10 protein-coding genes are annotated in these 20,653 nt (G+C 42.1%); 1 reads left to right on the top strand and 9 read right to left on the bottom strand.

Features of this window, described 5'->3' with window-relative positions; genetic code table 11:
- Positions 1–6: 6 nt before the first annotated feature.
- The 9 genes from HW120_RS12880 to HW120_RS12840 all read right to left on the bottom strand — a co-directional run bounded on the left by HW120_RS12880 (position 7) and on the right by HW120_RS12840 (position 16,205).
- Positions 7–4,392, bottom strand: coding sequence for a CusA/CzcA family heavy metal efflux RND transporter (locus HW120_RS12880; RefSeq protein ID WP_177734497.1), 4,386 nt, complete (start codon positions 4,390–4,392; stop codon positions 7–9).
- Between the two features lie 80 nt (positions 4,393–4,472).
- A complete protein-coding gene (locus tag HW120_RS12875) occupies positions 4,473–4,850 on the bottom strand; it encodes a hypothetical protein (protein WP_177734496.1) in 378 nt (125 codons plus the stop codon).
- A 215-nt stretch (positions 4,851–5,065) separates the two neighbouring features.
- A complete protein-coding gene (locus tag HW120_RS12870; protein WP_177734495.1) occupies positions 5,066–8,167 on the bottom strand; it encodes an efflux RND transporter permease subunit in 3,102 nt (1,033 codons plus the stop codon).
- Positions 8,168–8,169: 2 nt separating this feature from the next.
- Positions 8,170–9,252, bottom strand: a complete 1,083-nt coding sequence (locus HW120_RS12865; protein ID WP_177734494.1) for an efflux RND transporter periplasmic adaptor subunit — start codon at positions 9,250–9,252, stop codon at positions 8,170–8,172.
- 1 nt (position 9,253) lies between these two features.
- Positions 9,254–10,498: a TolC family protein gene (locus tag HW120_RS12860; protein ID WP_177734493.1), complete on the bottom strand. Its 1,245-nt coding sequence runs from the start codon at positions 10,496–10,498 to the stop codon at positions 9,254–9,256.
- 112 nt (positions 10,499–10,610) lie between these two features.
- Complete coding sequence (locus HW120_RS12855; RefSeq protein WP_177734492.1) at positions 10,611–11,972, bottom strand: sensor histidine kinase; 1,362 nt, start codon at positions 11,970–11,972, stop codon at positions 10,611–10,613.
- Positions 11,972–12,652, bottom strand: coding sequence for a response regulator transcription factor (locus HW120_RS12850; RefSeq protein ID WP_246296986.1), 681 nt, complete (start codon positions 12,650–12,652; stop codon positions 11,972–11,974). The genes HW120_RS12855 and HW120_RS12850 overlap by 1 nt, the downstream gene beginning before the upstream one ends.
- A gap of 107 nt (positions 12,653–12,759) precedes the next feature.
- A complete protein-coding gene (locus tag HW120_RS12845; RefSeq protein WP_177734491.1) occupies positions 12,760–14,964 on the bottom strand; it encodes a tetratricopeptide repeat-containing hybrid sensor histidine kinase/response regulator in 2,205 nt (734 codons plus the stop codon).
- A gap of 278 nt (positions 14,965–15,242) precedes the next feature.
- Positions 15,243–16,205 carry an alpha/beta hydrolase gene (locus HW120_RS12840; protein ID WP_177734490.1) on the bottom strand — a complete coding sequence of 321 codons (963 nt, stop codon included), beginning with the start codon at positions 16,203–16,205 and terminating at the stop codon, positions 15,243–15,245.
- Between the two features lie 374 nt (positions 16,206–16,579).
- Between HW120_RS12840 and HW120_RS12835 the strand changes: the two genes are divergently transcribed.
- On the top strand, positions 16,580–20,257 hold the full coding sequence (locus tag HW120_RS12835; protein ID WP_177734489.1) for a GEVED domain-containing protein: 3,678 nt from the start codon (positions 16,580–16,582) through the stop codon (positions 20,255–20,257).
- The last annotated feature ends 396 nt before the right edge of the window (positions 20,258–20,653 follow it).

The raw sequence follows: 20,653 nt of genomic DNA, 5'->3' as shown, positions 1-20,653 counted from the left end.
TGAATATTATAAATTGTGAAGTTGTTGTACTTGTATAACGGCCTGGTTATATGCGTTAACGGCATCCAGGTAGTCATTTTTAATAGCGATAGCCTGATTGATAACCAGTACCCATTGCAGGTAATCTATTGCACCGCTTTCAAACTGCCGGTTTGCAGCCTTAATGATGGTGTCGGCATTTTTTAAACCTTCCGTTTCATAATAATGCAGGGCTTCGGTATATTTTTCAACCTCCTGCAGCGCAGTACCGGAATTGGTTTTTAGCTGTAACAGCAGTAATTCCTGCTGTTTTTGTGCAGACTGCCATTCCACTTTGGACGCTGCTATCCGGGCTGACTGTGCCGAAAAAAACACCGGAATGGTCAATCCTACGGTTACATAATGAAAACGGTCGTTGCGATCGTAATAAACGTCTGTACCGTTTGCGGATGTTTGCATGCCTGTAATGCTCAGGTTATTATAGCCCAGTACAAAGTCGGGTAACATTCTGGAACGTTCTGTTTTCCATTGCCATTTGGCGGCTTCGGTCTGGTGACGGCTCCATTGCATGGCAGGCAGCTGTGCGACATCGGCGGTTTTGAATAGCAAAGCCGGTACTTCTATTTTTAAACTGTCGTGCTTCGGAACATACGGTATGCTGTCCTGTAACAGCAGGTTAAACTGCTGCTGGCGTATGCTGATGTCTTTGGCAAGCAGCTGCAGCTGATTGGTATATTTCTGCCGGTTGGATTGTGCGGTTGCTTTTTCCAGTACGTCTGTAGCGCCTTTGGTAAACCGCAGGTTGGCTTTGTTTTCCAGCAAACGATAAATACTGTCGGCATATACCAGTAAGGTTTTCTTCTGTTGCAGCCATAACAGCTCATAAAAAAGACTGCTGACATGGCTTTTTAGCTGTTGCTGGGTCAGTTGGGTCTTAGCCTGTGCGGCAGCATAGTTTTCTTGCAGCAGCTTTTTCTGGTTGGTGTAAACTGTTGGAAAACTAAAGGACTGGCTGGCACCGAAACGGGTATCGTTCAGCCGGCTGTTAAACTGTCCGTAGTCCATATCCAATTGGGTTTTGGGAAGCTCAAAAGCCGTTTTTTGGAGCAGTTTAGCAGATTGCTCGCTTAACCGGGCTCCCTGTACCTGGTAATTGTTTTGCAGGGCCAGTGCAACCGATTGTTTCAGTGTGATTTCTTTTGGCTGCTGTGCCTGTACGATATAGGAGGAAAGCAGCCCCAAAAATAATAAAGGCAGCTTATTTTTAAAATTCAATTTTGTTTTCATTTTTGAAAAATCAATTGTGTTATAAAACATAAGATATAAGGCAGGTAGTACAAACAAGGTGAGCAGGGTAGCGGTAATCAGACCGCCAATCACTACAGTAGCCAGCGGGCGCTGTACTTCTGCGCCGGCACCGTTGCTGAGCGCCATCGGTAAGAATCCCAGTGAGGCTACGGCAGCCGTCATGAGTACCGGACGCAGCCGGTTTTTGGTACCGGTCATGACCTGCTGCAGCGGATCGGTTATTGTACCGGCTTTTTTGATACGGTTAAACTCCGAGATCAGTACGATACCGTTTAACACAGCAACACCAAACAGCGCAATAAAACCAACGCCGGCAGAGATACTAAAAGGCATGCCCCGCAAGGCTAAAGCAAAGACACCGCCAATAGCCGATAAAGGAATTGCCGTGTAGATGATAGCGCCTTCTTTTAGCGATGAAAACGCAAAATAGAGCATTACAAAAATCAGGAACAAAGCTACCGGAACCGCTATTCCTAAACGTTGTTTTGCCTGTTGCAGGTTTTCGAAAGCACCGCCGTAAGTAATGTAATAACCGGAATCAAATTTAATTTCGGCATTTACTTTTTGCTGTAATTCCTGAACGATCGACTGTACGTCACGGCCACGGACATTAAAGCCTACAATAATCCTTCTTTTGGCATTTTCGCGCTGAATCTGGTTGGGACCTTCAATTTCTTCCACCGCTGCTACCTGCGACAGCGGAATCTGAACACCGGACGGAGTAGCGATTAATAAATTGCGGACATCGTTTATATCCTTTCTTCCGGCATCTTCCACACGAACAACCATGTCAAATTTTTTCTCGCCTTCATAGAGCTGTCCGGCAACCGCACCGGCAAAAGCCGCATTTACAGTACGGTTAATATCGTCGATATACAGCCCGTATCTGGCTATTTCTGCCCAATTGTAATGGATGACGATCTGCGGCATTCCGGTTACTTTTTCAATATACCAGTCGGCAGTTCCGGAAACCGTTTTACTGATACTGCCCAGTTTTTCGGCATATACCGCCAGTTTGTCCAGATCTTCCCCGTAAATCTTACAGACAATATCCTGTTTGGCTCCGGTCATCAGCTCGTTAAACCGCATCTGAACGGGAAACTGAAACCCGGTCGATACGCCGGGTGCGACCTGTTGCACTGTTGCGGCCATTTTATCGGCCATTTCCGGAAAGGTTTTGGCACTGATCCATTCTGATTTGTCTTTCAGCACGATAATCATGTCACCGCCTTCAATAGGCATCGGGTCGGTAGGGATTTCGGCGCTGCCAATGCGGGAAACGACTTTTTGGACTTCGGGATATTTTGCTTTCAGCTCTTTGGATATCTTTTCGATAGTTGCGGTAGTGGTCGAGAGGTTAGTCCCTAATAACAAACGGGTTTCTACGGCAAAGTCGCCTTCTTCCAGTTGCGGAATAAATTCACCGCCCATCTGTGTAAAGACCAATACAGCCAGCGCAAAAAGGGCAAAAGAAGCTCCAACCAGTCCTTTTTTAAAACGAAGTGCTTTTGCCAGCGCCTTTTCATAAACACGTTCCAGTTTTTGCATGACCCTATCGGAAAGGTTTGCCTTGTGGCTTATTTTTTTACTGATAAACAGGGAACTGACCATTGGTACATACGTGAGCGATAAAATAAAAGCACCCAATATTGCAAAGGCAACGGTTTGTGCCATGGGTTTAAACATTTTCCCTTCAATACCCTGCAGGGAAAGTATCGGCAGGTACACGATCAGAATAATGATCTGACCGAATACGGCAGCATTCATCATGCGGGAAGCCGAACCCGAAACTTCTTCGTCCATTTCTGCCTGCGAGATAGTATTGACTGTTTTGTATTTTTTGGCACTGTGAAGATGGTGTAAAATAGCTTCGACTATAATGACGGCACCGTCAACGATGAGCCCGAAATCCAGTGCGCCAAGACTCATCAGGTTGCCGCTCACGCCAAAGGTGTTCATCATGATAATGGCAAACAGCATCGAAAGCGGAATTACGGAAGCCACGATCAGTCCGGCTCTCAGATTACCCAGGAAAAGCACCAGTATCAGCACTACAATTAAAGCGCCTTCAATCAGGTTTTTTTCAACGGTTCCAATGGCATTGTCCACCATTTTGGTTCTGTCCAGGAAAGGTTCAATAACCAGACCATCCGGTAAACGTCCCTGTATTTCTGCTATCCGCGCTTTAACGTTTTTAATTACTTCCGAAGAGTTTTGTCCTTTCAGCATCATAACGATACCGCCCACGACTTCGCCGTTATCATCAGTGGTCAGTGCACCATAGCGCACCGCGGAACCTATTTTAACGTTGGCTACATTTTTAATCAGTACCGGGGCACCGTTGTGCAGGTTTTTGACAACAATATTTTCGATATCGCCAATGCTTCTGGCCAGACCAACGCTGCGGATATACAATACCGTAGGACCTTTTTCGATATAAGAACCTCCGGTATTCTGGTTGTTCCGGCTTAAGGCGGTAAACACATCGGTTATGGTAAGGTTTAACGATTTTAAACGCGACGGGCTTACTGCCACTTCATATTGTTTGAGGTTACCGCCAAAAGTGGCAACATCGGCTACACCTTTGGTTCCCAGTAACTGCCGGCGTACATCCCAATCCTGGGTTGTCCGCAAATCGGCCAGGGAATATTTAGCCTCATAACCCGGTTTCGGCTTTAAAACATACTGGTAGATTTCTCCCAAACCGGTAGTCACGGGTGCCAGTTCGGGCGCATTGGCCTTTTCGTCTATTTTAACCTGTTGCAACCGTTCCGTTACCTGCTGGCGTGCCCAGTATATGTCGGCATCATCTTCCAGTACGATCGTTACCAGAGAGAGTCCGAACCGCGAAATACTGCGACTTTCCTTTAATCCGGGAATATTACTGACGGCCTGTTCGACAGGGAAGGTGATGAGCCGTTCCACATCTTCGGCACCAAGTGACGGTGCGGTCGTTATGATTTGTACCTGATTGTTTGTAATGTCCGGTACGGCATCTATTGGCAAACGGCTCACTTCATAGCATCCGTAGAGAATCCACAGTATAGTGAAGATGCCAATTGCCAGTTTATTTTTAACTGAGAATTGAATGATCTTATTAAGCATAATTGGATGTATTTGAATAAATAGCAGGGAGGCTAAAACAAGGCTGTTTTAACTTCCGAAAGTATTTTCTAACAAGGCAATTATGCTGAAGGTGGCCGGAACAGGCAGGCTAATGCCGGATTGGTATGAAAAGTGGGTTTGTATATTATTGGTCGCTGATCCTTTAAGATAACAGGGCAGGACGGGAACTCAACAGGTCGGTCGAGCGGAACAAATACAAGCTGGGCGGTGTGCAGGTCGATTTTTTTGAACGGAAGCTGCATGTCGCGTTCCTGATCATTATCGTTATCATCCTGACCCCAATAGTGCATGGAAAGGTATTTTACAAAATCGATATCATCGTGCTGCTGATGCTCCATATAATGCTGAAACAGCACCGGCAGTTTGTAGAACTGCTGAAAAAAGCTGTTACTGGAGCCGATCAAGAAAACTAATATGTAGATATAGATTTTTTGCACAAGGTAAAATTACCCTTTCAGTAGTTTATAAGCAACAAAAACGATGATTATGTCTGATTATTATCGTTAATATAAAATGAGACCAAATAATGTTATGAAATCATTAAAAAAGGAACCCTGTTTTACCGTTGTAATAAAAGCGGCATAAAAAAAGCCTCATCCGGAGATGAGGCCTTTCCAAATAACCAAAATAACAAATAAAAAATTGTTTACAATCAATCAATTGGCTGATGCTTTTTCTTGTTGAATATCCAGAAGATAATCGGGAATACCAACAGTGTCAATATGGTTGCGGTTATCAGTCCGCCAATAATTACGATAGCAAGCGGTTTTTGTGACTCGGAACCGATTCCGGTTGAAATCGCTGCCGGTAACAATCCGATGGAAGCCATTAAAGCAGTCATTACTACCGGACGGGTTCTGATTTTTACAGCTTCAATAATGGCTTCATTGAGCGTGAGCTTTTCCTTGAGGTTCTTATGGAACTCGGATATCAGGATCACACCGTTCTGGATACAGATACCAAACAGGGCAATGAATCCGACACCTGCCGAAATCCCGAAGTTCATACCGGTTACGTGCAGCGCAATAATACCACCGATTACGGCAAACGGTACATTAGCCAGTACTAACAGGGAATCTTTGATGTTACCAAACATGATAAAGAGCAAGACGAATATCCCAACCAGACTGATCGGTACGACCTGGCTTAAACGTTGTGTCGCTCTTACCTGGTTTTCAAATTCACCGGTCCATCCGAAGCTGTATCCGGAAGGAAGCTCTACTTTTTTATTGATAACCGATTGTGCTTCGGCAATAGTACTTCCTAAATCACGGTCACGTACAGAGAATTTAACGGCAATAAAACGTTTGGTGTTGTCGCGGTAAATAAAAGCCGGTCCGGTGATCTTTTTAATCGTGGCAATCTCTTTTAACGGGATTTTTACGCCGTCAATGGTCGGAACCTTTAATTGTGCCAGATCTTTTTCATCTTTTCGGTATTCTTTTGTATAACGGACACGAACATCAAATTTTTTCTCTCCTTCATATTTCTGGGTGGCTGTTTTTCCTCCAAAAGCCATTTCCAGTACTGCCTGTGCATCGGCAAGGGTAACACCATAAGCGGCCATTTTTTCCCTGTCCAGGATAACGCTTACTTCCGGTTGTCCGACGTTTCTTAATATACCCACGTCTTTAATACCGTCAATATTTCTGATCTGTGCCAATACTTTGGTGGCCAGTTCATCCAGTTTGTTCAGGTCGTCCCCGTAAATTTTTACGGCATTGGAGGCTTTAAATCCGGCTACCGCTTCTGCCACGTTGTCAATTACCGGCTGCGAATAGTTATAGGTGATTCCCTGAATCTGTTTCAGTTTGGCATCCATCTGGTCTATGAGCTGTTCCTGCGATATGTGTCTTTTCCATTCTTTTTTCGGATAAAGGTCAACCTGGAACTGGGCAAATCCAAATCCGTTCGGGTCGGTTCCGTCGTTACTTCTTCCGGTTTGCGACAATACCTGTTCCACTTCCGGGAAGCTTCCCAGGATGGTCCGTATTTCGGCCGATATTTTATTACTTTCCGGAAGCGACGTACTGATAGGCATTTCGGCCGTTACCCATAAAGCTCCTTCATTAAGCTGCGGTAAAAATTCCGTTCCTAAAAACTTGGCCGATATAAAGGTTAAAATCATAAAGGCTATCGAAACGAACAGTGTTTTTTGTTTGTGTTTAAAGGTGAAGCGGAATCCTTTTTCTACGATTCTGTTCCAGAAGTTCACAAACGGGTTGTTCTTTTCTTTAACGTTCTTATTCAGTAATATATGGGACAATACCGGCACCAGCGTAAGCGTGAACAGCAAGGCTCCCAGTAAGGCAAAACCAAGGGTATAGGCTAACGGTGCAAACATTTTTCCTTCTACTTTCTGGAAAGAGAAAATAGGGATCAGGGCGGTAATGATGATCAGTTTGGAGAAGAAAATAGCTTTCCCCATTTCTGTACCGGTTTTTTTGATCACGCTACCAATAGCCAGCTTGTTGTAGGCTTTCATACCCTTTTTATGGGCGAGATGGTCCAGCGTTACAAATATCCCTTCGACCATGACGACGGCTCCGTCAATAATGATACCGAAATCGACGGCTCCTAAGGACAGCAGGTTGGCACTCATGCCCTTTATTTTCAAACACAGGAAGGCAAAAAGCAGCGACAGCGGTATGATGATGGCAACGGTTAAAGTCGTTCGCCAGTCGGCCATAAAAAGGAATACAATTACGGTTACGAAAATGATTCCTTCAAAAAGGTTGTGCATTACGGTTGCGGTTGTAAAATTCATCAGGTCATCACGGTCGTAAAAAGTAACCATTTTGATGTCTTTCGGCAATACGTTATCGTTAATTTCGTTTACTTTTTCCTTGATTTTCGTCAGTACTTCTTTCGGATTTTCGCCTTTTCGCATCACGATAATTCCTTCCACAACATCGTTGTTCTTGTCAAGACCAACCTGTCCGACACGCGGATAGGAGCTTTCGGCCACATCGGCAAGGTTTTTTACCAATACGGGATTACCGCCGGCATCGGCCACAATAATGTTCTGGATGTCTTCAATGGAGCTTAACAACCCGACACCACGAACCACATAGGCCTGGCCGTTCTTCTCGATAACGTCACCACCTACGTTCAGGTTACTTTTGTTTACCGCATCAAATACTTCCAGCGGTGTAATGTTGTATTTAGACAAACGTCCCGGATCTACACTGATCTCATAGGTTTTTTCCTGTCCGCCAAAAGCAACTACATCGGCTACACCGGGAACGGCTCTTAACTGACGGTCAATTACCCAGTTCTGGTAGGTTAGCAGGTCGCGGGTGTCCCGGTCTTTACTTTTCAGCACATAGCGGAATACTTCCCCTGTTGGTCCGTAAGGCGGCTGTACGTCCGGATCCACACCATCGGGCAGGGAAACGGTACGCAGCTGGTTGTTTACCTGCTGGCGGGCAAAAAAGTCGTCGACATCATCTTCAAAGATAATTTTGATAACCGACAGACCAAACATTGTAATACTTCGCACACTCGTTTTTTTCTGAACAGAGTTCATCGAAATCTCGATAGGAGTCGTTACAAAACGTTCAATTTCTTCGGCGCTTCGGCCATTCCATTCGGTAACGATAATAATCTGGGTATTGGTTACGTCCGGGAAGGCTTCGATGGGCATGTTTTTAAAGGCTACAAATCCTGATATGACAAGAATTCCAACCCAAAAAAAGGTGAATGCTTTGTTCTTTAGGGAAAAAGCAATTATGTTTCTGATAAATTTATTCATGATTAATCATTTAAGGCGCCATAAACTAGCAATTGATTGTGTGTCATTACTTTTTCTCCTGCACTGATTCCGGAAGAAATATAGGCGGTGTCTCCAACCTGGCGGAATACTTCAACCTGTCGGGTTTCGATATTGTTCCGGTCTTTATAAATGATTACAAAATTCTTACTCTTGTCAAAGATCACAGCGGAAGCGGGAACAGAAAGCATTTCTTTGTCTTTTTCCACATAAGAGATCTTGATCGATGCTCTCATTTCCGGTTTCAGGACATAATCGGGATTATTCAGTTTGATCAGCACTTTCATGGCTTTCGTATCCGGATCGATGATGTTGAAAATCTTGTCGACTTTTCCGCTGAATATTTTATCAGGGTAACTCAACGTGGATACGGCCGCATTTTCGCCCAGTTTGATCTCGTTGATCTCACTTTCGGTTACATTGGCGATAGCCCATACATCGTTGATTTCGGCGATGTCAAAAATATTATCGCTGCGGTCGTCGCGAAGCAGCATGTTTTCGTTGATGTTTTTCTGGATGATAAAACCACTCAACGGGGAACGCACTTCATAGATAGCACCTGATTTGATATTGTATATCTTATACGTTTCCTGGATGCGCTGCAACTGGGACTTGGCTTTGTCGTAATTGCTTTTAGCTTCAATAACATCTCTGTCGGAATTTAATTTTCCTTCAAATAGTTCCTGAGCTACTTTCAGGTTGTTTTTGGACACAATCACATCGTTTTTAGCATCGTCCAGTTGTTTTTCAAAATCGGCTACTTCGGTACTTCTGATGGTTGCCAGCAGCTGGCCTTTGTTTACATAATCACCCAATTGTACATATACTTTTGCAACACTACCACCAACAACCGGGAATACTTCAATGGTTTTGTTGTTATCGGTCGTGATTTTACCGTAATAATTCAACTCGTTTCGCAGCGGCTGTAGGGTTACCGGTGCCGTTTTGGTTGTTTGCAGCATTTTATTGCTTAGCACGAAGGTTTCTTTTATTTCTGCTTTTTTTTCTTTGTCCTGACAAGAAAGTAAAGCAAGCAGGGACAGGCAAGTTATAAATGTATATTTCATCTTAGAAAATAGTTGTATTGGTAATATGATTGATTTGTTCTCCGGATAGTATCAGTTGTTTTCTCATTTCGTTCAGCTGTAATGTGCTTTGGTTATAGCTTTCCATAAAATCGGTGAACTCTAATAATGAGATATTGCGTCGCTGAAAGTTTTTCAGAATGCCCTGGTAAACCAGATCAAGGTTCTGGTTGATGGTTTTGGACAGGGACGTATATTGTGTTTTTTGTTCTTTCCAGATAGAAAGCGCTCCGTTGACTTCATTTTTTAATTCTAAGGTTTTAAAGTCTTTGTTTGCTTTTACCTGGCCCAGTTGTGCTTCGGCTACTTTAATGTTTCCTTTGTTTCTGTTCCAAAGCGGAAGCGGGATGCCCAATGTAAAGTTTACCTCGTTTTTAAACGCACCACCCACCTGATCGTAGGCAAGTCCGGCAGTGATATCCGGTACGGAAAGGGATTTTTGCAGTTTTACGGCCAGTTCCTGACTTTCCACCTGTTTCAGGGAGCTCAGGTATTCCGGGTTTTTTTCTTTGGCAATATTGAATAATTCGCTTTCGTTATATTTTGGAGCGTTAAAGGTCAGGATCAGTTCATTTTCGTCGGCCGATGGTACAATTTCTTCATCTATTCCGGTCAGGATAACCAGGCTCTTTTTTTGCTCGGTTATTTCTTTCTGGATAGCGATACGGTCATTTTTAAGGTTTAACAGTAAGGACTGTAGTCTTACCACATCTTTTAACGGAATGTTCCCTTTGTCTGCCTGTACTTCATACGATTGCAGCAGGTCTTCGATTTGTTTGGTCTGCGATTCGATGCTGGCAATTTTTTTCAGGTCGAAGAAAACCGCATAGAAGCTTTGTCTTAATTCGTGCTTTAAATCCTGCATTAATTCTTCAAATTGCAGTTCGGCAAGAGCTACATTGGATTTGGCCAGTTTGATTTCATTTCTCTTTTTACCGCCAATGTGGATTAGCTGGTCTACAGCAATCGCTTTCTGCCCGTTTTTACCGGCATCAAAATATCTCTTTTCATCGGGGTTAATAGCATTAACGGCAAGGGAAAGATTGGGATGATCCCAGATTTTAGCCTGAATAACGGCAGCTCTGGAAGCGGTGATATTGTATTGTTCGGCCAGTAGCTGGTAGTTATTTTGCTGCATGGCATCTTCGCAGTCTTTTAGCGTAAGCGCTTTCTGCGAAAAAGTCAGCTGAAAAAATAGCAGTGTGCATATAAAAGGTAGTACTCTCATCTGTAAAAGAATTAAATTCTTTACAAAGATGCTATCACGTACCTTAAAACAGCCTTAAAGCCGACCTTAAAAAAAGCTTAAAAATGCATTTAAGGTGGTTTTTATGAAAGAATTAAGTAGGAAAAATAATTGTAAACTGATGAAATCCGGTTTGATCAATGTACGTATACGCCAGTTTTGCTTCGTGGAGATCCAGGATTCGCTTGGCAATGCGCAATCCCAGACCGGAACCCTGAATGGTCTGGTTCTTGGTTCCCCTTACGAATGAGTTGAAGATCTTTTTCTCTTCTTCCGGCGGCAGTTTTTCGCCTTTATTGCTGAGTTGTATCACCACAGTTCCGTCGTTGCTGTCTTCGATGGCAACGTTGATCTTTTTGTCGGAAGAGTAGAGGTAGGCATTTTTAAAAAGGTTGCCAAACACGATTTCCAGTAACGATTTGATGCCTCTGATTTCGAGGTCGGATTCGCTATTGCTGATTTCGAAGTTCATCTGGAAATCGGTAAAGTTTTTTACCGTTTTTTCATATTCCTGGAAGATTATTTCATCGATACGTTCCTTCTGGAAACCGCTGCTAAAGCTGGAAGCGTTAATCTGGGCCAACAATAGCAAGGAGTTGATCAGGTCGGAAATCTGGCTGACGTCTTTGCTCATGCTATTGAGGTAATTGAGCGTGTTTTCGGAATGGCCGCCCTGCTGGATCAGGTTATCCAGTTGCAGCGTCAGCCGGCTTATGGGTGTTCGCAGCTCGTGTGAGGCATTGGAGGTAAACTCTTTTTGCGCCAGATAGGATTTTTCAATACGCAGCAGCATCTGGTTGAAGGCTTTGGACAGTACGTTAATTTCGTCTGCTTTTGAGGATTCAATGAGCTGGGTATTCAGTTTGTTAATGGAGATACTGGTAATGATCTTCTGGAAATTGTCCAGCGGTTCCAGCAGTTTCCGGATAAAGAAATAGGTTGTCAGCCAAACCAGAGTGGTTCCGATAAAGAAGGAAATGATCAGGATCTGGTATAAATATTCGAGCTTGCTGATTCCCGATTTGTCTTCGGCGGCAATGATGATATAATAGTCGGTATTGTTGTAAATGTGGAAAACCCCGAGGACATCTTTTTCTTTTTCGAAAGAATATATTTTTTTGTGTTTCTTGATATTCTGTAAAAAATTGACGTCCCATTTCACGGAAGCATCGTCAATACTGCTGTAGATCAGTTTGTAGCGGCTGTCGAAAATAAGCGTCTTTTCGTTATATAATTTATTGATTGTATTTTGATCTATCAGCTTCAAAATCTGATTGTCAATGTCTTTTACTTCAAGTAACAGTTTGGTTGTGGTAAGCGCTTTTTCTTCCAGGCGTTCCATGAATTCTTCTTTTCTGAAAGAAGAAAAAGAGATATAAATGAAAATAGCGGATATGCCGTAAATTACGGAGAAAGCAATACTTACGTTTACGGCTATTCGTCTTTTTAAAGTCATTATTCGTCTTTTAGGTAATATCCGAATCCGGGGCGGGTGTGAATCAGTTTGGTTTCATAATTCCGGTCAATTTTCTTTCTCAGGAAATTGATATACACTTCTATGGTATTCAGGTTGGTGTCAAAATGTGCATCCCAGATTTGCTCGGAAATACTTTGTTTGGAAAGCGTTCTGCCTTTTGCCCGTGCCAGTAATAACAACAGCTGGTATTCTTTCTGGGTGAGTTCGATAACGGTATTGGCGCGTTTTACGGTCATGGTAGACGGTGAGATTTCCAGGTCGTCTATAACGATCAGTTCTTCTTCATTTTGCGGGGTGCTGCTTCTGCGCAGTAACGCCAGTACCCGTATCAGCAGTTCTTCCAGGTGAAACGGTTTTACCAGGTAATCGTCGGCTCCCAGCTGGAAGGCATCCACTTTATCGGTCAGATCACCATAGGCACTAATCATCAAAATAGGGGTGGTTTTGTCTGTTTCCCTGATTTTGGTACAAACATCCAATCCGTTCAGCTTTGGTACATTGATATCGAGTAAATAGATATTGTATTTATCGGTTTTTAGTTGTCTGAAAAAAACTTCTCCGTCAAAAACGCAGTCGCATTCGATGTCTTTTGATTTTAAAAAGTCATGAATTTCTTTAGAGAGTACTAAATCGTCTTCCAGCAGCAGGATTTTAATCATTCGATTGGTGGTTAAGGAATGGTAAAAGTAGGAAAGTTAAACGATTATCGGAAACATGTACTGCGGATTACTGCCGTATTTTTTTTAAAAGATAACCGGATTATCGGTTAGGCTACCGGCTGACACAGGTTTACAATCATCTGATACAGCTGTTTGGGTTCGAAAGGTTTTATGATAATGCCGTTCATATCGGAAGCATATACCTGTTCGGATATTTCCTGTTTGTCGAAAGCTGTAAGCGCAATAACAGGAATCGTGATGCCTTTTTCCCGGATGAGCCTGGTGGTTTCAAAACCGTTGATCATAGGCATGTTAATGTCCATTAATACGATATCGAAGGATTCTTTTTCGAGCAGTTCAATGGCATGGTAGCCGTTGTCGACAATAATACTTTCAAAATTGCTGTCGTCCAGTATTTTCTTGGTAACCAGCTGGTTGATTTTGTTGTCTTCCACCACCAGTATTTTATAGCTTTTCTGGTGTACAAAATCCACTTCCAGATCATTGGTATATTCTTTTATTTTGTCCTTATCGGATTCAAAACCAATGATAAAGGTCATTTTGGTTCCTACATTTTCCTCACTTTCAATGTGTATTTCACCATTAAAAAGCCCGATTAGCTGTTTAACGATAGGCAGTCCCAGACCGGTTCCCTGATAGTCGTCTTCTTTGCGTTCGATCTGTACGAATTTTTCAAAAACCTTTTCCTGGTCGGCTTCGGCAATTCCGATACCGTTGTCGATTACCTCAAATTGCAGGTAAACGAATGTGCCTTCGGTCCGGAGCAGCTGTACGTTGATTTTTACCTGTCCGTTATGGGTGAATTTAAGTGCATTCCCAATCAGGTTCATAAAGATCTGCGACAAACGCACCCGGTCGCCGATTAACAGCTGCGGGATATCTTCGTCCACTTCAAGCGTCAGTTTGTTTTGATTTTTCTCAGCCAGGAACATCAGGCTGTCCGTTACTTGGTGCAGGTCTTCAATAACATTAAAAGCCGTGTTGTCGAGGGTTATTTTCTTTTCATCAATTTTATAAACCTGTAAAATATCGTTCACTAAAGACAACAGGTATCTTGCCGAAAACTTCAACGATTTCAGATAGGAACTGTTGGACAATTCTTTGTGCTCATCGGCAATGATATCGGTAATACCCACCACACCGTAAAGCGGTGTTCGCAATTCGTGACTAATTGTCGAAATGAACTGGGATTTTAGCTGGGATACTTCTTCGGCCTGTTCTTTTGCTTTTTGAAGCTGTTTATTAGCCGTTTTCAGGTCGCGGTTGATCTTTTTACGGATCTCATTGTTCTTATATAAAGAGAACAGGAAGAGCAGTAAAAACAGTAATGTGATGATAAACAATACAACGATAATTCGCGATTGATGCAAGCTTCTTGCCTGTAATTGCTTTTCACTTTCAATCTGGCTGATCTGTCTTTTGTATTCATCCAGTTCAATCTGATTTCCGGCTTTTTCAACCTCACTGATCCGCTGATCGTTATAGATCTTGTTTTTGGTAGTGGTGTATTTGTCAAGATACAGGTAGGCATTTTTATAGTCCTTAATTTTAAAGTAGTATTGCGCAAAATCTTTGTAGAGCTCACAGGCATTGGTTTGCAGGAATTCGATCTTGTTTTTTTCGCAAAGCTCCAGGGCTTTCTGATAGAAAGCTTCTGCAGTTTTAAAATTGTTGGTATGCGTATAATAAGAACCTAAAAGAGAATTAAGGGAAATTTTAGCTTCCAGTTCATCACTTTCCATGACAATATTTTCAATGTCTTTCAGGTAGTAAATTCCTTTTTGAAAGTCTTTAATCTCAAAATAGGCACTGGCAATATTCAGCCGGGTATAAATAATTTCGTTGGTATCCTTTAATTTCTTAGAATAGAACAGTCCTTTTTTATAATGGTCAATTCCTTTTTCAAAATCAAGTTTATGGAAACAATAGGCGCTGCCCAGGTTGTTGTGCAGCCAGTCTTTAATGGTATCGTTGGTTGTCTGATTAGCATAGTGAAGCCCTTTTTCATAGTAGGTAATCGCCTTTTTAAAATCGGAAAACTCTTCATAGTTCAGTCCGATAATGTTATACGCTTTGGCAATAAGAGCTTTGTCGTTGATCTGATAGGCCTGATTCAGTGCTTTTTTGGCGAGATTCAGCGATTCTTCACACTTCAGGTTGAGCATGTAATCACTGGAAGCAGTAATCATTTTAGAAATCTCTTTTTGGGTTATTTTTCCAGTCTGGCTGTATCCAAGCTGGGAAAATAACAAAACTAATAAAAGGGAAGTACTTAATGGCTTATTAGTCATTGATCAGTTAATAATACTATAATATAAATCTAACGAATTAGTATTATGTTAAAATTGTAATGGTTCACTATAACAATATTAGTACAAAAATACTATAAACAGCTTGTTTTAGGAATTAAATTGTTCTCATAATGTGAGAATTAGTGTTTTCTTATTTTTTTAAAGACTAAACTTGTTTTTTGTTAAAAAGTTCTTAAAAGCTACAGATTAAGTGTTATTATTTAAAAAAAATTAACAGTTTTATTTTGGCTAAAATAGTAAAATAAAGCGGAATAACATTAATTCATAAAGTCATCAAGCCAATAAAACAGCACTTTATAGACATTCTCCCTTACCGGTTTTGGAGAAAGAATCAAATCGTGCAGCCCACCATCAATGGGCTTAAGGGTTACTAATCCTTTTATTTTTCGGGCACCCGATTCGATATCCTTAACGTTTAGAATTGCATCGCCGGTAAAAAGGACATCACTCCACTTTTTTTCGGTTATGGATTTTTTAGAAAACAGCACTAAAACAGGTTTATCAATGGTCAGGCTGTCTTTTACTTTTTGATGACCGGAATGAATCGCCCTGATAAAACCATAATTAACTTCGGGAGCGATATGCGGTTTCCAGTTCAGGTTATAATCCCATTCGCCGTAGTCGTTTTTATGCAGACTTTTGCCATAGAGTTCTGTAAAACCGCCTTTGATGGTTTTATCCGGTTTTTTCAACCCTTTTTTAGCGATATAGGGAATCCCTATTTTTTTAACGATGGCATTCATGTTGAAATCAAAAAACGGGCTGTTTAGGAACACAGCACTAAAAAGCGGACTGCCGTTATGCAAATCGGCATAAAGTGCGGCTACTAATCCTCCGGTTGAATGACCGCTCAACAGTACTTTTTGATTCCCTTCTTTTTGAATGATCTGTAAAGCCGAATCGATATCGGCATAATATTCGGTTAGATCACGGACATTATTCAGTTTTTGATGGGGCAGGTGAGCGCGGCCGTATTTGCGCAGGTCAACAGCATAAAAATTATAGTTGTGCCGGGTAAATTCTTCCGCCATTTCCTTCTGGAAGAAATAATCGTTAAAGCCGTGAATGTACAGTACCGCCCTGTTAGTGGTATGGACTGCCTTTTTACGGATCAGGGTTGTAATTACGCTGCCTTCGTAGTCGTCCGGCTGCCGGATAACGGTTTGCTCAAAACCGGCTCCCAGTATATCTTCTTTATAGTCCTGTGCTTTTAATGTCATGTGGGTTGTGATTAGGATTAAAAAAATGAAGCGAAACGATTTCATACAGCTGCCGTTTTGATTGTTCTTAAAGTTACAAAAAGTTTTAAAAAGGGACCCTATAATAACGGTGATTCGGCCTTGCAGGAGTCCTGCTTTATTTTTTCTTTAAAAATCCGGGCAAGGTGCAGCCGCAAAGCATTTTTGACGACCATTAAAATTTTGGATAAAAATAGCAGGTGCATTATTTTATCTATTAAAAACCGGAAATTCCACATAAATATTAACTAAAAAAATAATTTTTTGACATTAAGAAATCTCTTTTATTTTTATTTAGTCTAAATAAGTAATTTTACCGGATTAATAATAAAACTATGCAGTAAAACTATTTATTTATGTATTCAAATGACAAAAAACAAAGCAACCTCAGGTTGTATCAATGGAAAATGAAATGTTTTCTGTTGGGACTCTTTATCCTGCCAACGACCACTTTTGCGCAGGTTTCCAATTACATTTTCTCCCAGAATCCGGGAACTTATACAGAACTTGCCAATCCGGTAGTTCTGGCAACAGCAACAGCGTTGTCCGGTTCGGCCTCTTTAGACGATGTGATCTACACTATTCCGGACAATAGCATACCGTTTGCTTTTACGCTGAACAATATTGCTTATTCCGGTGCGAAAGTAAGTACAAACGGTTTTGTTACGTTGGGAGCTACCGCTCCGAGCTCGTCGCTAACAAGCCCGATCTCGACCAGTACCGGATATACTGCTGCAATCAGTGCTGTGGGTTCCGATTTAAATGCCTTATTTAATATTGAGGGCAAAACCGGATCCATAGGATATGAAGTAGTGGGAACCGCTCCAAACCGTGAGTTTGTAATTGAGTGGAAACATTTCAGACCGTATTCGTCTTCTGCTACTGTAAGCAGTTATTTCGACTGGAATTTTCAAATTCGTTTGCGGGAAAACAATACTGTCGCCATTGTATATGATTTAAAAATCACCGGAGTGCCCACTTCGGCACTGGTCCAGGTTGGATTAAGAGGCGCTTCGGATGCGGATTATACAAACCGGTCTGCAGGCGGAACGGCAAACAGCCACTGGATGGCTACCGCAGCGGGAACCTCAAGTTCGTCAAGTGTTACCTGTAATTCAACCTCATTGCCAACATCCGGATATACTTTTGTATGGACACCACCGTCACCATGTGTGGCACCTGTTGCACAACCATCCAATTTAGTGCTAACAGTGGCCGGAACTACGGTTAACGGAGTGTTTGAAGCGGCATCACCGGCAGTTGACAAATACCTGGTTGTGAGAACACCGCTGGGAACAGCTCCAACGCCGCCGGTTAACGGTACGACCTATGCCACCGGAACAGGACTGGGCGGTTATATTGTTTCCAATACCGCATCACTAACGTTTGTGAGTTCAGCATTAACCGGAAATACGGCTTATACCTTTACCGTTTTTGGCTATAACAGTGCCTGCTCTGGCGGACCGCTTTATAATGCAGCCAATCCGGTATCGCAAAACATTACCACCTGTCCGGCAGCACCGGGAACGGTTACAAATGCAAACATTATGGCAACTTCTTTCGATTTGAATTGGGTTGCTTCTGCCGGCGGATCGGCAGCAGCAGTTGCCTATTTTGTTGAAGTGGCTACCGATGCTAATTTTACCAGTCAGATTGCCGGTTCCCCTTTTAGTGCACAGGCAGCGTTGACGTATGCAGTTCAGAATATCAGCAACAGTACAAAATATTACTACAGGGTAAGAGCTAATAACGGTTGCAACAGTGCTTATTCAAGCGTTGGAAATCTAACCACTTTGTGTCTTCCTGTTGCGGCGTTTAATGAAAACTTCGACAATGCCGTTACACCGGATTTAGCCGGTTGCTGGAGTAAAATAATCAGAGGAACCGGTACAGGCTCTTCATCGGTTGCGACGAGCAGTACCAGTGGCAGCAGTACGCCTAATGCCGTGAATCTATACAATTCCGGTGCGAATACTGATAATGCCGGTGTAGACGTTATATTGGTAAGCCCGCAGTTAACCAATTTAAATGCCGGTAACTACAGATTGCGATTCAAGGCAAGAAGAAGTTCTACGACGGCAGGAAACAATATCCAGATCGGAACGCTGGATAACAATAGTGCTACAGCAGTATTTACCCCATTTGGAAGTGTTACGGAACTTACAACGGAATACAAGGAGTTTACCGTATATTTTACAAACTATACCGGTACGGATTCTTTTATCGGATTAAAAAGAAAAGGAAGTACAACCTATTCGAATGTATTTGTAGACGATGTGGTATGGGAAGCAATTCCGTCATGTTTATCACCGGTTACCCTTACTGTATCGGGAATTACTCCGAATCAGGCGGCGATCAGCTGGAATTTCGATTCGAATGCAGGAGCGCCAAACGGAGGATATGAATATTTTATTTCCGACACCAATACGGCTCCTGGTTTAACGGATCTTTTATTGCAAACAACACAAACAACCGCGACTATCGGACAGTTACAATCCGGTACAACATATTATGTATTTGTGAGAAGTGTGTGTGGAGCTAACGATAAAAGTAACTGGACTAAAACATCTTTTACGACCATATTGACCACTCCGGCACCTTGGCTGGAGCCTTTTACAGGAACTACAACTCCGAACGGATGGACAACTACCGGATGGACAATCGGAACCGAGAGAGGTGCGACAGGAAATACCGGTAATAATATCTATAAAAACTTATACAACACGGCACCGACAGGTACATTCAAAACCATAAATGTAGGACCGCTTCCGGCGAACTACCAGTTGAGTTTTGACTATAAGCAATCTGCCTTTTCTACACCCTATTCCCCTTTGGCTACATGGGGTAATTATACGGTAGAAGTTTCTACGGATTTCGGCACTACCTGGACCAATATCACCAATATTGAGAATGAACAGGGAACCGGTAATTATATCAGTAAAGTATACTCTCTGGCGGCTTATGCAACGCAGTATGTTTCCATAAGAGTAACGGCCAACAGAACAGCCGGAGATTATGATCTTTCTTTCGACAATTTTAAAATTGATGCCGCACCGGATAATACTGTTCCGGTAACCAGCGTGGTGGTTACTACAGAAAATAATGTACCGGCAGCGATAACCACAAATCACGGTACGTTACAGTTAGTAGCTGCGGCTTTACCGGCAAATGCCAATCAGCAGGTAAGCTGGTCTGTTTCCAATAATATGGGCATGGCAACGGTTTCTGCTACAGGATTGGTAACGGCCGTTACAAACGGAGTGGTTACCGTAAGAGCAACCGCTACTGCCGATACGGCTATTTTTGGTGAAATCCAAGTTACCATTACCAACCTGTTACCGGTTTATTGTACGCCGGCTTTCCCTCAGGGAGTGGAACCGATCACACTGGTTAATTTTGCAGGAATTAATAATGTTACTTCAAATGCCCTGACAAGTCCGGCCTATGAAGATTTTACAGCAATTACCGGAACGGTTGTTAAAGGACAAAACTATCCTATTAAATTAAAAGGAAATACAGATGGAAGTTTGAGCAGCTATTTTAAAGTTTATATCGACTGGAATCAGAACGGAACGTTCGAAACGGAAGAAGGATATGAACTGGGTTATATTAGCAACTCAACGGGAATTGATACAAAAGAATTAACCGGTACGATTCCTGTGCCGCAGACAGCTTTTTTGGGAACAACCCGAATGAGAGTGCTTAAAAAATTCGCATCACAAAGTATCGCTCCTTGTAATACGGAAAGCTACGGTCAGGCAGAAGATTATACACTGCTTGTTGAGGAAACCATGGGTAATAGTGATTTTGATAAAACAAACTATGTTGTTTATCCGAATCCAACAACTTCAGTGGTAAATATCCAGTCGGATGCAGCGGTGAAATCCGTTAAAGTTTACAACCATTCAGGACAGCTGGTAAAAGAAGATAAAAACAATACACTTGATTTATCAGCAGTTTCAGAAGGGATGTATATTTTACAGATCACTTTTGAAAATGGCAAATCCGCCACCCGGAAAATTATTAAAAAATAGTTTTTCGTTTTTTTGATTTGAAAAGCTCCGGAAATCCGGAGCTTTTTTGTTAAGAAATTTTTCCTACATTTGCACCGGAATGAAAACACAAAAAAGACATATCGCCGTACTATCACAGGATAGTAATAATCGTTTAGGAGGGGATTTCCCGGCCAAACGTAGGGCGTATGGGTATTATTTTGATGTTTAAACAATCCGCAAAATTGTAAGAAACGTTTAAAAATATAGCAAAGCGTCCTGATTTCAGGGCGCTTTTTTTATTGCAGATATGCAAAAAAGGTTGCTGCAAACAGCGAAAAACAGTTAAAAACAGTTACGGAATGGAATTCCGAATAAAAAAATGAAAAAAAATGTTTAATGAATTATCATAATAGCCCTAAATAGCCTTGAACAGTA

The sequence above is a fragment of the Flavobacterium inviolabile genome (assembly GCF_013389455.1).
Classification (GTDB): Bacteria; Bacteroidota; Bacteroidia; order Flavobacteriales; family Flavobacteriaceae; genus Flavobacterium; species Flavobacterium inviolabile.
The sequence above is the reverse complement of the archived record's forward strand: the minus strand, read 5'-3'. Positions and strand labels throughout refer to the sequence as shown.

Bases quoted from the DNA above. Each gene is read 5' to 3' on its own strand.
- HW120_RS12880 (WP_177734497.1), bottom strand. From the start codon at position 4,392: ATGCTTAATAAGATCATTCAATTCTCAGTTAAAAATAAACTGGCAATT.
- HW120_RS12870 (WP_177734495.1), bottom strand. From the start codon at position 8,167: ATGAATAAATTTATCAGAAACATAATTGCTTTTTCCCTAAAGAACAAA.
- HW120_RS12865 (WP_177734494.1), bottom strand. From the start codon at position 9,252: ATGAAATATACATTTATAACTTGCCTGTCCCTGCTTGCTTTACTTTCT.
- HW120_RS12860 (WP_177734493.1), bottom strand. From the start codon at position 10,498: ATGAGAGTACTACCTTTTATATGCACACTGCTATTTTTTCAGCTGACT.
- HW120_RS12855 (WP_177734492.1), bottom strand. From the start codon at position 11,972: ATGACTTTAAAAAGACGAATAGCCGTAAACGTAAGTATTGCTTTCTCC.
- HW120_RS12850 (WP_246296986.1), bottom strand. From the start codon at position 12,652: ATGATTAAAATCCTGCTGCTGGAAGACGATTTAGTACTCTCTAAAGAA.
- HW120_RS12845 (WP_177734491.1), bottom strand. From the start codon at position 14,964: ATGACTAATAAGCCATTAAGTACTTCCCTTTTATTAGTTTTGTTATTT.
- HW120_RS12840 (WP_177734490.1), bottom strand. From the start codon at position 16,205: ATGACATTAAAAGCACAGGACTATAAAGAAGATATACTGGGAGCCGGT.
- HW120_RS12835 (WP_177734489.1), top strand. From the start codon at position 16,580: ATGTATTCAAATGACAAAAAACAAAGCAACCTCAGGTTGTATCAATGG.